Annotated in this window: 12 protein-coding genes and 1 pseudogene; 5 read left to right on the top strand and 8 right to left on the bottom strand. The window is 63.6% G+C overall.

Features of this window, described 5'->3' with window-relative positions:
* Positions 1 to 152: 152 nt before the first annotated feature.
* Both nuoL and AWC08_RS27130 read left to right on the top strand, forming a co-directional pair.
* Positions 153 to 2,030 carry an NADH-quinone oxidoreductase subunit L gene (gene nuoL / locus AWC08_RS27135; protein ID WP_264076710.1) on the top strand — a complete coding sequence of 626 codons (1,878 nt, stop codon included), beginning with the start codon at positions 153 to 155 and terminating at the stop codon, positions 2,028 to 2,030.
* The gene (locus AWC08_RS27130; protein WP_069434191.1) at positions 2,027 to 3,481 is read left to right on the top strand and encodes an NADH-quinone oxidoreductase subunit M; all 1,455 of its coding nucleotides are present in this window, start codon (positions 2,027 to 2,029) and stop codon (positions 3,479 to 3,481) included. Before nuoL ends, AWC08_RS27130 begins: the two co-directional genes overlap by 4 nt.
* Before the next feature lie 108 nt (positions 3,482 to 3,589).
* On the opposite strand, the gene AWC08_RS27125 is transcribed toward AWC08_RS27130, so the two are convergent.
* The 5 genes from AWC08_RS27125 to AWC08_RS27105 form a co-directional block, all read right to left on the bottom strand.
* Complete coding sequence (locus tag AWC08_RS27125) at positions 3,590 to 4,384, bottom strand: MlaD family protein (RefSeq protein WP_069434192.1); 795 nt, start codon at positions 4,382 to 4,384, stop codon at positions 3,590 to 3,592.
* A gap of 209 nt (positions 4,385 to 4,593) precedes the next feature.
* Positions 4,594 to 5,802 carry a cytochrome P450 gene (locus tag AWC08_RS27120; protein WP_069434193.1) on the bottom strand — a complete coding sequence of 403 codons (1,209 nt, stop codon included), beginning with the start codon at positions 5,800 to 5,802 and terminating at the stop codon, positions 4,594 to 4,596.
* Positions 5,799 to 6,350 (bottom strand): TetR/AcrR family transcriptional regulator, encoded by a 552-nt coding sequence (locus tag AWC08_RS27115; RefSeq protein ID WP_232007943.1) that lies wholly within the window; start codon positions 6,348 to 6,350, stop codon positions 5,799 to 5,801. The genes AWC08_RS27120 and AWC08_RS27115 overlap by 4 nt, the downstream gene beginning before the upstream one ends.
* Before the next feature lie 286 nt (positions 6,351 to 6,636).
* On the bottom strand, positions 6,637 to 7,524 hold the full coding sequence (locus AWC08_RS27110) for a phosphoribulokinase (protein WP_069434194.1): 888 nt from the start codon (positions 7,522 to 7,524) through the stop codon (positions 6,637 to 6,639).
* 19 nt (positions 7,525 to 7,543) lie between these two features.
* Positions 7,544 to 8,617 (bottom strand): class 1 fructose-bisphosphatase, encoded by a 1,074-nt coding sequence (locus AWC08_RS27105; protein WP_065134825.1) that lies wholly within the window; start codon positions 8,615 to 8,617, stop codon positions 7,544 to 7,546.
* Between the two features lie 146 nt (positions 8,618 to 8,763).
* On the opposite strand from AWC08_RS27105, the gene AWC08_RS27100 reads away from it, so the two are divergent.
* Positions 8,764 to 9,156, top strand: coding sequence for a hypothetical protein (locus AWC08_RS27100; protein ID WP_069434195.1), 393 nt, complete (start codon positions 8,764 to 8,766; stop codon positions 9,154 to 9,156).
* On the opposite strand, the pseudogene AWC08_RS27095 reads toward AWC08_RS27100, so the two are convergent.
* Together AWC08_RS27095 and AWC08_RS27090 are read right to left on the bottom strand one after the other, a co-directional pair.
* Positions 9,128 to 9,925, bottom strand: a pseudogene (locus AWC08_RS27095) (HAD-IIA family hydrolase); the annotation flags it as partial. The gene AWC08_RS27100 and the pseudogene AWC08_RS27095 sit on opposite strands and share 29 nt — an antisense overlap.
* A gap of 236 nt (positions 9,926 to 10,161) precedes the next feature.
* Complete coding sequence (locus AWC08_RS27090) at positions 10,162 to 10,809, bottom strand: TetR/AcrR family transcriptional regulator (RefSeq protein ID WP_372511565.1); 648 nt, start codon at positions 10,807 to 10,809, stop codon at positions 10,162 to 10,164.
* A gap of 113 nt (positions 10,810 to 10,922) precedes the next feature.
* Here AWC08_RS27090 and AWC08_RS27085 point away from each other — a divergent pair, with 113 nt between their 5' ends.
* Positions 10,923 to 11,981: a methyltransferase gene (locus tag AWC08_RS27085; protein ID WP_419196920.1), complete on the top strand. Its 1,059-nt coding sequence runs from the start codon at positions 10,923 to 10,925 to the stop codon at positions 11,979 to 11,981.
* Between the two features lie 256 nt (positions 11,982 to 12,237).
* Here the strand turns inward: AWC08_RS27085 and AWC08_RS27080 are convergent, their stop codons facing one another.
* A complete protein-coding gene (locus AWC08_RS27080) occupies positions 12,238 to 12,891 on the bottom strand; it encodes a TetR/AcrR family transcriptional regulator (RefSeq protein WP_065134830.1) in 654 nt (217 codons plus the stop codon).
* A 51-nt stretch (positions 12,892 to 12,942) separates the two neighbouring features.
* Here AWC08_RS27080 and AWC08_RS35855 point away from each other — a divergent pair, with 51 nt between their 5' ends.
* Entirely contained in the window at positions 12,943 to 13,314 is a 372-nt protein-coding gene (locus tag AWC08_RS35855) for a glycosyltransferase (RefSeq protein ID WP_069434198.1), read from the top strand.
* The last annotated feature ends 38 nt before the right edge of the window (positions 13,315 to 13,352 follow it).

Genomic DNA, 13,352 nt, shown 5'->3' with positions numbered 1-13,352 from the left:
CCGATTCGGGGTTAAGCCGACCGGCGTCCAACGCGCATGCTGGCAGCTGTGAACTTCTCCATTCTGATCATGGTTGTGGTGGCGATCGCCGGCGCGTATGGGTGCGAGGTGTTGGTTGAGCTGGCCATCGCCGTCGTCGCCAAACTGAGGCAGTGAGCACCGTGGCCGTGTTGTTGCTCATCGCGCTGCCGCTGATGGGTGCGGCGGTGTTGTTGCTCGGCGGTAGACGTACCGACCCGTGGGGCCATCTGATGGCATGTGGGGCGGTTGTGGTCTCCTTCGGTTTAGGCGTCATGCTTTTCGTGGGGTTATTGCGGCGCCCGGCGTCGGATCGCCTCATCCACGAAACGCTGTTCACTTGGGTGCCTTCGCTGAAGGTCGATTTCGGCCTGCAGCTGGATGCGCTGAGCATCTGCTTTGTGCTGCTGATCACGGGTGTGGGTGCGTTGATTCACGTGTATTCGATCGGCTATTTGCGCGAGGACCCCGGCCGCCGCCGGTTCTTCGGTTACCTGAACCTGTTCGTGGCCGCCATGCTGCTGCTGGTGCTGGCCGACAACTACCTCGGGCTGTATTTCGGCTGGGAGGGAGTCGGTTTGGCGTCCTACCTGCTGATCGGCTTCTGGTCACACAAGCCCGCCGCCGCCACCGCGGCCAAAAAAGCGTTTATCGTCAACCGGGTCGGCGACGTGGGACTGGCGCTGGCATTGATGATCATGTTCACCCAGCTCGGAACACTCTCGTACGCAGCGGCTTTCGCGCAGGCGCCGGCAACATCTGAGGCCACCGTGACCGCTATCGGGTTGGCACTTCTGCTGGCCGCCTGCGGCAAGAGTGCTCAAGTCCCATTGCAGTCCTGGCTCGGCGACGCCATGGAGGGCCCGACGCCGGTGAGCGCGCTGATCCACGCGGCGACCATGGTCACCGCCGGGGTGTATCTGATCGTGCGCTCGGGCCCGGTGTTCGACCTGGCGCCCGCGGCGCGAACCGCGGTGGTGATCGTCGGCTCGGTTACCCTGCTGTTTGGCGCGGTCATCGGATGCGCCAAGGACGACATCAAGAAGGCCCTGGCTGCCTCGACAATGTCGCAGATCGGCTACATGGTCCTGGCGGCCGGTCTCGGGCCGGCGGGCTATGCAGTTGCGATCATGCACCTACTCACCCATGGGTTCTTCAAGGCCGGCCTGTTCCTGGGGGCTGGATCGGTCATGCACGCCATGGACGACGAGACCGACATGCGTCGCTACGGGGCTCTACGCGCCCAACTGCCGATCACGTTCGCCACCTTCGGACTTGGCTATCTGGCGATCATCGGAGTGCCCCCGTTCGCCGGATTCTTCTCCAAGGACGCCATCCTCGAAGCGGCCTTCTCGACGCACTGGCTACTCGGCGTCGTGACGTTGCTCGGCGCCGGGATCACGGCGTTCTACATGACCCGCGTCATGGTCATGACCTTCTTCGGCGAAAAGCGTTGGCAGCCAGATGCTCATCCGCACGAGTCGCCGCCCGTGATGACCGCGCCGATGGTAATTCTGGCACTCGGTTCGCTCGGCGGCGGGGCGGCGCTCGCCGTCGGAGGGACCCTGCAACGGTGGCTGCAACCGGTGACCAACCCAGCCGACAGCCTAGAGCCACATCAGGCCGTCCCCGTCGGGGTGCTCACGGCGCTCACCTTGACCGTGGTCGCTGTCGGCATCCTGGTCGCGGTCGCCAAGTATGTCACCCGGCCGGTGCGCACGATCGCCTCGGAGTGGGCATCGGTGGCGGTAATCGCCGCACGCCAGGACCTGTTCGGGGACAGCATGAACGAGGCGGCGTTCATGCGGACGGGTCTCCGATTGTCGCGGGCGATGGTCGACGTTGAGCGGGCTGGCATCGACGGCGCCGTCGAAGGCGTAGCCCGGCTGATCCGTCGAACGTCGGCGGGTGTTCGTCGCCTGCAGACCGGGTTCGCCCGCTCGTATGCGTTGACCGTCTTCTTCGGCGCCACCGCCCTATTGCTCAGCGTTGCAGTGGGGAGTTCGCCATGATCTTGAGCGCTTTGTGGCTGGGGCCGCTGGCCGGAGCGGTGCTTGTCGCGACGGTCCCCGCCGGCCGGCCGATGGTGGGCAAATACACGGCCCTAGGCGTCTCAGTAGCTGTCCTGGTGATCGTAGGCGCGCTGGTGGCGGGATTCGACCCGGCGAACCCACAGTACCAATTCGTCGAAAGCCAATCCTGGATAAGGTCCTTCGGCGCCAGCTACATCGTCGGCATCGACGGTGTAGCGATGGTGTTGATCGTGTTGACGACCGTGTTGATGCCGCTGCTGTTGCTGGCCGGGTGGAACGACGCCGAACGACCCAGCGTCTATCTGGCGCTGATGCTGGTGATCGAGTCGATGATGCTGGTCGCGCTGGTGGCCTTGGATGTGTTGCTATTCTTCGTCTTCTTCGAGGCACTGCTGATTCCCATGTACTTCCTCATCGGCCGGTACGGGGGAGTCGGCGCGCCGCGGGCGGCGCTGAAGTTCTTGCTCTACAGCCTGTTCGGTGGGCTGCTCATGCTGGCGGCGCTCATCGGCCTGAACCTGGTGACGGCAACCTTCGATTCGCGCGCCATCGTGGCCGGGATCACGTCGGGGGAGATCACGGCCGATCCGGACGTCATGCACGTGGTGTTTCTCGGTTTCCTGCTCGCCTTCGCCGTCAAAGCTCCACTGTGGCCATTGCACACCTGGCTACCGGGGGTTGCCACAGAGGCGACGCCGGTGACCGCGGTGCTGATGATGGCCGTGGTCGACAAGATCGGCACCTTTGGAATGCTGCGTTATTGTTTGCGGCTTTTCCCCGACAGTGCTGTGCTGTTCCGGCCATTCGTGATCGCGCTCGCCGTCATTGGGATCATCTACGGAGCCTTGGTCGCGATCGGTCAGAGCGACATCATGCGTGTGATCGCCTACTCGTCGATCAGCCACTTCGGGTTCATCGTGCTGGGCGTCTTCGCCATGACCAGCCAGGGACAGTCCGGCGCAACGCTGTACATGGTCAATCACGGCCTGGCCACCGCCGCCCTCTTCCTGCTCGCCGGGTTTCTGGTCTCCCGCAGAGGGTCTCGGCTCATCGCCGACTACGGCGGGGTGCAGCAGGTGGCGCCGGTGCTGGCGGGGACATTTCTGGTCGCCGGCATGGCGTCACTCGCGCTTCCCGGTCTGGCTCCCTTCGTCAGCGAATTGCTGGTTCTGGTTGGTACTTTCAGCCGGTATCCCTTGTTCGCCGTCTTGGCGGCGACCGGCCTGGTCCTTTCGGCCGTCTACATCCTGTGGCTCTATCAGCGGATCATGACGGGCCCGCGCAAGGAAGCGATGTGTGATCTGGTGCCAAGGGAACTGACGGTCGTGATGCCGTTGCTGGCGATGCTGATCGTGTTAGGCGTGTACCCCAAGCCGGCGTTGGACGTGATTAACCCGGCGATCGAACACATCGTAGCCGGCCGCCCGTAACGAATCAGACTGGGCGACCGATTCCTGACTGAAACTCGTCTATCTCATGGTTACGAGAGGACCGAGGCGGCCTTTCCGCGATGTTGGATTGGGCAGATCCCGCTCGGTTTACGGATGATGGAAACGGTCGGGCGCGGCGAGGTCGGAGAGTGATGCCGCAATGACGTCGATGAGAAACCGCAGTCTGGTGTCCTCATCGTGCTTCTGCAGGAGCGCAGAACTGCCTACGTCTCCGCTACCCGCACCCGCTCGAATGGTTTGCACCTCAGCATTTTCGGTAGTCGCTGTCTGGATGGCAGTGCGCAGTTCTGCCAAGTATCCGAAGGTGATGTGGGGATCGATGATCAAGCTCCCGGTACGCAGGCTGTTCTCGGAAAGGAAACCGGTAAGTTCGTAGAGTTCTTCCATAAGCAAGGAAAAGCGTTGTGCGTCCACGCCGTATCGCCGATCGAGGATAGCTGCGACCATGTCGCGTGCGCCGCCGATTACGTCGATGGTTTCATCGGGTTGTGGGTAGACATTGGTGCGTTCCACAGGGATCGTATCCCCGGGCGCGAGCGCGCCGTTCCCGAGCGAGTGCAGTGTCAAAGCAGCGGTATGGGCGGGAGTGTCGGCAGTAATATGCGCTGCAGTGCGCGATCCGAGGCGCTGGTGGGCATTGATCTTGAAGGTGATGACTATGTTCCCCACGGATAGCGAGATCGCTGACACCGATCCTATTCGGGCACCGTGAAGCATCACGCTGCCTCCCACGTCGAGATCACTGACGTCGCGGAAGACCGCTTTATAGTGGTCTTCTGCTGGGAGCGGCGTGTGTTCAGTGGCCGAAAATGTGAAGACAATCGCCGTAAGCACCACCGTCAGTGCACCGATCCCGCGTACCAGAGTCTGCGTACTGTTCATAAGGCAACCTCGCCGCTAGGCGTTTGGACAACCGGCAGCGCGCCATCCGCGTGCTCGCGGGGGCGCGAAATGCAATGTCGGGCCGTTTTTTTGGAATTCCTGGTCTGTCGGAGGATCTTCAGCCGCATGCGGTTGCGCCCTGGCGTGCGTGTGGTTGGTGATGGGCTCGCGTCTTGGTGCGCCAGATATGTGTCCATCAGCAGCGTCGATCAGTAGCGGGAAGTGACTTGCACTGGAAGGGAGTCGATTCCGATGCCCACGTTGTGGACTGGCCCGGCTCCGGTCCACACCGCGGGTCCGGCCAGCTCGACGTCGTAGCCGGCCGCGATGGACTCCAGTACCACCCGGATCTCCTTATGGGCAAGATTGGCGCCCAAACAGTAGTGGACGCCCCCTCCGCCGAAGGCGAGGTGAGGGTTAGGGGAGCGGTGAATGTCGAACCGAAATGGATCGTCGAAGACCAATTCGTCTCTATTTCCCGAAGGGTGCCAGAACACCACCCGATCACCCGACCTGACGTCCTGCCCTCCGATTGTGGTGTCCCGGGTTGCCGTCCGCCCGAAAATCAGGACCGGACTCGACCAGCGCAAGATCTCGTCGGCGGCCGTCCGAGAAAGATCCGGGTTACCGCGCAACTCGGCCAATTGATGTGGGTTGTCAAGCAATGCGATGAGCCCCATCGTCAGCGCGTTACGCGTAGTTTCGCTGCCGGCGATCGACAGGATAAGGAAGAACATCTCGAGTTCGAAGCCGTCGAGTTGATTCGCGAGCTTTGTCCACACGTCATCGGCAGGATTCGCTCGTTTGTCAGCTGTGATGCGCTGGGCGTACTCGAACAGCTCAGCTTGGAACCCGAGCCGGTCCTCTTCGGAGTAGATGCCGTACGGATCGCCAGATTTGAGGAGGTGGTCAGTGCGTTCGAAAACCCAACTCCGGTCATCCTCGGGAATGCCGATGATGTCAGCGATCAGGTTCATCGGCACTTGGTAGGCGATGTCGCGCACGAAATCGCAGTTGCTTCCCACTACCGATTCGAGGATTCGGGCAGTGCGGTCGGTGAGGCGCTGCTCGAGGGTGCCGATCATGCGTGGGGTGAACTCCGAGGAGATGATTCGACGCATCACCGTCTGTTCGGGCGGATCCAACGTCAGCAACGTGCGCCCCGTAGACATCAGAGGATCGGGCGCGATCATCGGACCATCACACGCGGCGAAGGTCTTCCAGTCGCGGTTGGCTTGTTGAATTTCGGCGTGCGTCACGATTGACCAGAAGGGAATCGGCGCGATACCCAGACGCCCCTCGATCGGGGGGTGAAGGTGCACCGGACCGCGCTGGCGCAGTTCGGTGAAGACGCCGTGCGGGAATCCTTCCGTATAGAGCTCGGGGTCGGTGAGGTCGACGTCAAGAGTTCGCGTCACGAATCCCCCTCGCTGGCGGTTACTGTGGAGCAGTTCTGAACGGCCTGGCGAACCAGGGCACGGACTGCCGTCGCATCGCTCACCTCGCCGAGTAGCAGCCGCCTATACACCATCGCCCCGGCGAGCATGTCCACGAGTGTCTCGGGGTTCGTTGACTGCAAGATGTCGCCACGTCGACGAGCCCGTTCGACAGCGTCGATCGCTTGCCGACGTGACTGCGCCACGAAGGTGCGCAAAGTCTGGCGGATCGATGCGTCGTTCGCGGCTTCGACCAACAGCGAGGGGAGCAACGCAGCGAGTTCCGGTTGGGTCAGCATGTCCGCGATTGGCAGTACGGCCGCGTACAGGTCGTCAACGAATGAGCCGGTTTCCTGCACCTCGACAGGACGTGTTACCGCCGTTGCGGCGTACTGAAATAACTCCGTCTTGCTCGGCCAGCGTCGGTAGATGGTGCCTCGTCCCACGCCGGCTCGTGCGGCGATCCCCTCGATCGTCGAGCCGCCCCACCCCTTCGCGCCGACCTCGGCGATTGTTGCCTCAACGATCACCGCGTCCAACCGGTCGTCGCGCGGCCTACCGCGCCGGGGGGCTGTCAAAGCGGCGAGCGTGGGCGGTTTCGTCGCGCCGGTCGACATTCACCGATACTGGACCAGACAGTTCCGGAAATCAAGAGTTCCGTAATGAGACCAGGCAGGCAGGTCGGAGCCCAGCGACTTGCAACGCCGTCATCCAGCGTGTGTCGCCTTGCGGCCAGGGGCTAGTGGATTCAGCCATGCTGTTCGTGTTAATCGCGACGCTGAAACGAGCTTGCAGGAAATTGCGAGCTCCTGCTCGCTAGCGCGACGCCGCCAAGTGCGCCCGGCGGCGTTCCAGCAGCCGCAGCACCATCGGGGTGAAGATCAACTGCATGGCCAGATCCATCTTCCCGCCGGGGCACACGATCGTGTTCGGCCGTGACATAAACGAATCATGCAGCATGGCAAGCAGATAGGGGAAGTCGATGCCGTGCGGGTCGCGGAATCGGATGATCAGCATCGACTCGTCGGCGGTCGGGATGGACCTGGCGATGAACGGGTTGGAGGTGTCGACCACCGGCACCCGCTGGAAGTTGACGTCGGTGTGCGAGAACTGGGTGCACATGTAGTTCACGTAGTCCGGCATCCGCCGCAAAATGGTGTCGGTCACCGCCTCGGAGGTGTAACCGCGAGAAACCCTGTCGCGGTGCAGCTTCTGAATCCACTCCAAGTTGATCACCGGCACCACGCCGATCCGCAGGTCGGCGTGGGCGGCGACGTCGACGCCATCGGTGACGATCGCGCCGTGCAGCCCCTCGTAGAACAACATGTCGGTGTCCTCGGGGATCTCCTCCCACGGCGTGAAGGTTCCCGGCTGCTGTCCGAACGGCTCGGCTTCTTTGTCGTCATGAAGGTAGCGGCGGATTTTTCCGGTCCCGGTCTCCCCGTAGGTCTTGAAGAGATCCTGCAGTTCCTCGAAGAGATTCGCCTCCGGCCCGAAGTGGCTGAAGGTGTGGTCGCCGCGGGCGTGCGCCTCGGCGATCGCCGCCTTCATCGCCACCCGGTCATACCGGTGGAAGCTGTCGCCCTCGACGAACGCCACGTTGATGTCCTCGCGGCGGAAGATCTGATCGAAGGTCTTCATCACGGAAGTCGTTCCGGCCCCTGACGAGCCGGTGACGGAGATGATCGGGTGCAGGCGTGACATTGATATTCCCTATCTGCGCTCAGCCGGCCACGACGCGATACAAGCCCCGTACGCCGTACAACGGCGAGCTGGATGGCCGGACATAGTCCTTGCGGTGGTATTCCTCGATCAGTTCCACCTCGTCGGCGGCTCCGAAGATCAGCGGCACCCGTTGATGCAATTCGGTTGGCACCAGGTCCATCAGCCGACCGCGGCCCGTGCTGGCCAGACCGCCGGCCTGCTCGACCAGGAAGGCGATGGGGCTGGCCTCGTACAGCAGCCGCAGTCGTCCGGGTTTGGCCGGATCCTTGGCGTCGCGCGGGTAGAGGAACACACCGCCGCGGGTCAGGATTCGGTGCGTCTCGGCGACCAGCGATGCGACCCAGCGCATATTGAAGTCCTTGCCTCGCGGTCCGGTTCGGCCCGCCAGGCATTCGTCGATGTAGCGCTGCACGGCCGGTTCCCAGAATCGGCGGTTCGACGCATTGATCGCGAATTCGCCCGTGGAACGGGGAATCTGGATGTTGGGTCGGGTGAGCACGAATTCGCCCAGTGCGGGATCCAGCGTAAAAGCGTGCACTCCGGTGCCCACGGTGAGCACCAGCATGGTCGACGGGCCGTAGATCGCGTAGCCCGCGCACACCTGCTGTGACCCGGGCTGCAGGAAGTCCTCGGGCGCCGGGTCGGTGCCCGGTTCGGCGGCACGCAAGATCGAAAAGATGCTGCCGACTGAGACATTCACGTCGATGTTCGAGGACCCGTCGAGCGGATCGAAGATCAGCAGGTACTTTCCGCGCGGGTACTGCGTGGGCAGCAAGTAGGGCTCAGCGAGCTCCTCGGAGGCCATCGCCGCCACCTGTCCGCCCCATTCGGTGGCGCGCAAGAAGTAGTCGTTGGCCAGCACGTCGAGTTTCTGCTGCACTTCGCCCTGCACGTTGACGGCGTCGGCGGCACCCAGCACGCCGCCGAGCTCACCTTGTGCCACCCGGGTGGAGATGGCCTTGCAGGCAAGGGCGACATCGAGAATCAGCGAGTTCAGTTCGCCAGACGCCTCGGGGTGGCGACGCCTTTCCTCGATGAGGAACTTCACCAGCGTGGTGTGGCGGGTGAGCATGCGCGGGTACCTCCAATGGGCAGCAGAAGACCTCGTCATATGGTCTGATCGGGGCGCCCACGGCTCATCCCCCGGTTGGGTGGTCCACTGGGGGTATCCGCGCGCGCCGACTGTCCAGCGCGCCGGGGCTGCCCTAATGTCGCGGCATGACAGTGCGTGCCGTGGTGTACAGCGACGACAACAGCCTGCGCCGGTATGTCGTCGCTTCACTCGGTAGCACTACTCGGCTGGCGTTTGTGGAGTCGTATCCGGCGGTGCTGGCATCCATGGTCATCGGCGGCGTCGACCTGGTGATCCTCGACGGCGATGCCACCCCGGCCGGCTCAGTGGATGTCGCCCGTCACCTCAAGGACCACTTTGAGGCCTGCCCGCCGATCCTGTTGATCGTCGCCCGAGCCGCCGACGCGTGGTTGGCTCTGATGTCGAAGGCAGACGCGACCGTGGGCCCGGGACGTCAGCCGCAGGCGCTGGCTGCGACGGTCAGCCGGCTGATGACACGCTCAGGCCCTCGACCCGCAGCGAGTCGCTGTCGGCCCTGATTCCGCTGAGGTCCGGGGCGACGAAGGTGGGCCGCTGCGCTGGTGGTGCGGCCAGAGCCTCGGCCGCCGTAGTCACTCCGCTGAGCACCAGCAGGCTGGGCAGCCCGGCGGAGTTAGCGCCGGCGATGTCGGTATCCAGCCGGTCGCCGACCACCAACGGCCGGTGAAAATCGCCGCGGGACAACGCAGCTCGAAAGATCGGCGCATACGGCTTGCCGACGATGCGCGGCGAGCGGCCGGTAGCCGCTTGTAATGCGGCGACCATCGACCCGTTCCCGGGAACCAGTCCCCGCTCGGAGGGCAACGTCGGATCCGGATTGGTCGCCACCCAGGGTGTGCCCGCGCGGATCGCCAGCGCCGCCTCGGCAAGGTCATTCCAGCCGATATCCGGAGAGAATCCCTGCACGACGGCGACCGGGTTGTCGGCCCACCGTCGCACCGGTCGCAGGCCGACTCCGGCGACCTCGGCGGCCAACGCCTCCGACCCGACGACCAGAACCGCTGCACCAGAGCCTAATTCGTTACTCAAAGCCTGTGCGGCGCACTGACCACTGGTGACGACGTCGTCCGGGTCCGCTTGGAATCCCAGCTCGCGCAGATGCGTTGCTACCTGCACTGCGCTGCGGGACGCGTTGTTCGTCAGAAACAACGTGCGACAGGATGTACCGGAGAGTGCCTCAACCGCGCCGGCGATCGGTCGCGAACCCCGGAACAGCGTGCCGTCGAGATCCAGTAGCAGGCAGTCATGCAGCGATGCCAGGTCAGCCATTGATGTTCTCGTGTTGCTCCCAGTCGTGGTGCGCCGAAATGGCAGGCGCCCGGATGATCTCGAGACCATACGGCGGGTCCGCGTTGGGGCAGACCCCCGAATGGGGGGAACGGCCGGGGACTCGATGACTTGAGCCGGTGCGAAATCGCATCAACCGTCGGGGGTCGCCGTGCGACGAGCTGCTGCTCCCGAAGGACGTCTAGCACATAACCGGGGGCGACAGGGAAGTGCAGAAGCTACTCCGGCAGGAGTTCCGGCCTCAGCAGCAGGCGGGCCAGGGCGTCGGCCAGCCACTTCTCGTAGTGGTCTGGCGACCGTCCCAGATCAACGGTGACCAGGGAAAACAGGTAGGGCGCCATGATGGTGACCAGGATGTCGGCAGCTTCGTCTTTGGTCAGGCTCGGGCGCAGTGCCGGCCCCAGTTGCTCCACCCATGACGCACAGTCAGCGCGTATCTCGTGAGTCAACCTCCTGCGCAGGTCGTCCAGGCCCGCCTGCAGCATCACCTGTATCAACGGTGCCACCCGTTCGTGCAACTCGCGGGCGAAGTGCGCGGCGGTCGCAAAGAACGTGTGCTGCGGTTCGCTGGACATATCGGGGAGCGGCGGCATTCGATCAACCAACGTTTCGGGCCCGTAATCACCCAGGACTGCGACGTCGATTGCCTTGGAGAGCACACCGGCCTTCGACCCGAATGCGGCGTAGACCGTTTGGGATGAGACGCCTGCAGCTTGCGCGATCTGGTCGATCGACGTCGCGGCGAAACCCGTTTCCACGAAAAGAGCTGTCGCCGCCGTGACGATCCGGCGTTGACGAGCCTCGGCATCGGCCTGCCGACGGCTGTTGTCATACGTTCGCCGCGATTCGCGTTCAGACGTTGACACCCGCATCCCACCTTCAATATAGTCAACTCTATTCAATGTAGTTAACTCTGGCTAAATATTACTACAGGAGGTTGAGCGCCATGCAACCTACGCGCGTACCACCGGTTCGGTTGGTGAAACTGGTTGACCGCCTGCGGTACAGCCTCTCCCGCTTTCATCAGCGACTCGCTCCTGCGCCGGTCGTGATGACCGAACTCATCCTGGCGGGCTGGATCTCACAGGCGATAGAAGCAGCCGCCGAACTGGGTGTCGCGGACGCGCTCGCAGCGGGGCCGCTGCAGCCCGACGATCTTGCTGCAAAGGTCGGTGCCGACCCCGACGCGGTCAGCCGACTTCTGCGTGCGCTGGAAAGTCGTGGCATATTTCGTCGGGACCCCAGTGGCGCTTATGGCCTCACGCCGCTCGCGGACACACTGCGGACAGACGCCAAGGGTTCGATGGCTGCGGCAGCGAAGTTCTACGGGTCGCCGCAGCATCGCGAGCATTGGAGCATGCTTGCGGAGTCCATCAGAACCGGCAGGGCCAGCATTCCACGTCTTCGCGGCAAGGAATTCTTCGACTACCTCGGCGACGATCCCTACCTGGCAGAGCTTTTCAACGGTGCCATGACGAGTATTTCGGAGATGGCGGAGTTCCCGGTGGTTGCCGCCTACGACTTCACCCGATACCAAACGATCATGGATGTGGGCGGCGGACACGGCCGCTTGCTGGCCGCAATCCTGGGGGCGGCGCCGACCGCTCGCGGTGTGCTGCTGGAAATCCCCGATGTTGCGGCCGGGGCGCTACCACTGTTGCGAAAACTGGGTGTGGCAGAGCGGGTTCGCATCGAGACAGGGTCGTTCTTCGATGGCATCCCCGCAGGGGCCGACCTGTACGTCCTGAAGAACATCATCCACGACTGGCCCGATGAGAAGGCTGAGGCTATCTTGCGCAACGTGCGTACCACGGGTGGAGCGGACTGCACGGTGGTCCTGGTCGAACTCGTAATACCGGAGCACAACCGCGAATTCGTCGGCAAGTGGGTTGATCTCGAGATGCTCTTGGGAATGGATGGCAGCCGCGAACGTACTGCGGAGGAGTACAGGACGTTGCTCGCGCGCGCTGGGTTCCGGATGACGCGGGTGATTCCGACCGCTTCGCCGTTCAGTCTCGTGGAAGCCAAAGCTTGCTGACAAACCGGAAGGCCGGCAGTCGTTTTCGCGTGCGAGCCGGAGTAGCGGCCGGCCACGCTGACCGCGAGTTGCCGCTCGGTCACACGTGGCCGCCCGACCGGATCGTCAGCCCCCGCCGCACCGGACGCAGGACCACGGGCGTCACCTCGGTGGCCAAGGCCTGCGAGCCGACAGTTCAGAATGGCTGCACCAGAATTCGTTGCCCAAGGCCTCTGCGGCGCAGTCGCTCTCCACTCATCCCCCCGGCGGGGGAGTCTCAGCGGAAGACCGTCTCAGTCAGCATGCGCCGGCACCAGGTGCGGTAGCGCTCAACGGACCACCCGTCGTCGCGGGTGATGCGCAGATATGTGTCGACATTGGCGATTACCGCGACCGTCTCGACCAGATCGTCGAAGGGTACGTCGTCACGCAACCATCCTCGGTCGTTCGCGACGGTGAGTATGCGGCGGAACTGTTTGCCGATGCTCGCTTTCAGGTCCCCGAGATACCGCCCGAGCTCCGGGTCTATCGAGGCGCCGCCATACAACGCGGGAGCCAGGGGCGCGGTCCGTTGGTGGATTTTGACCTGCGCGGTGAGTAGATAGTCGAGTGCCTCCCTGCCGTCTTGGATCGCGAGCAGGCCGCGGCCGACGTCGAGGTTGAGGATGTCGCCCTCTCCCGCCACGCCGAATCCGGCGTACTCGACGGCGGCGATCATCAGCGCGGCTTTAGGACCGTGCAGTTGCACAGTCTCGGGCGAAACACCGGCCGCCTGAGCGATTTTCGCCAGGGTTGTACGGGCGTAACCATGTTCGGTGAACAGCTCGGCGGCCGCGGCCAGTACCCGGGTCCGGGTTTGCTCGGCCTGGCGCTGACGCAGTTCGGACCGGTAGGACCGCGAGCCCGTCCTCGATATTGACTGCTGTGCCATAGTAATGAATACTACTACATCGTAGCGGAACGTGACCCGAGGGGGGCCACCATGGCATCGATCATCATCGCCAGCATTCCCGCCCACGGCCATGTCACGCCGATGCTCGCGATCGCGCGCGGCTTTGTGGAGCGCGGCGACCAGGTGCGCTTCGTCACCGGCGCACGATTCGCCGATCGGGTGCACGCGACGGGAGCTGCCCACATTCCGTTGCCGGCCGAGGCAGACTACGACGAGAGCATCCTGCAGAGCTTCCCCGAGCGCGCAAAGCTCAAGGGAATCAAGGCCGCGGCCCATGACATCGAGCATCTGTTCGCCCGGCCGGCTCATGCGCAGTACCAGACTGTCATGGCGGCCCATGCGGCGCATGCAGCCGACGTCGTGTGTCAATGGACATCGGAAACTGCCCGTGGGCGGACATGAGAACTGCCTGTAGGTGGCCAATAAGAACTGCCCAGTGG

This window comes from Mycobacterium gordonae (assembly GCF_002101675.1).
GTDB lineage: Bacteria > Actinomycetota > Actinomycetes > Mycobacteriales > Mycobacteriaceae > Mycobacterium > Mycobacterium gordonae.
This window is presented reverse-complemented; position numbering and strand designations above follow the sequence as displayed.

Coding starts and splice junctions, on each gene's coding strand:
- AWC08_RS27110 (WP_069434194.1), bottom strand. CDS start 7,524: ATGTCACGCCTGCACCCGATCATCTCCGTCACCGGCTCGTCAGGGGCC.
- AWC08_RS27130 (WP_069434191.1), top strand. CDS start 2,027: ATGATCTTGAGCGCTTTGTGGCTGGGGCCGCTGGCCGGAGCGGTGCTT.
- AWC08_RS27105 (WP_065134825.1), bottom strand. CDS start 8,617: ATGCTCACCCGCCACACCACGCTGGTGAAGTTCCTCATCGAGGAAAGG.
- AWC08_RS27080 (WP_065134830.1), bottom strand. CDS start 12,891: ATGGCACAGCAGTCAATATCGAGGACGGGCTCGCGGTCCTACCGGTCC.
- AWC08_RS35855 (WP_069434198.1), top strand. CDS start 12,943: ATGGCATCGATCATCATCGCCAGCATTCCCGCCCACGGCCATGTCACG.
- AWC08_RS27100 (WP_069434195.1), top strand. CDS start 8,764: ATGACAGTGCGTGCCGTGGTGTACAGCGACGACAACAGCCTGCGCCGG.
- AWC08_RS27125 (WP_069434192.1), bottom strand. CDS start 4,384: ATGAACAGTACGCAGACTCTGGTACGCGGGATCGGTGCACTGACGGTG.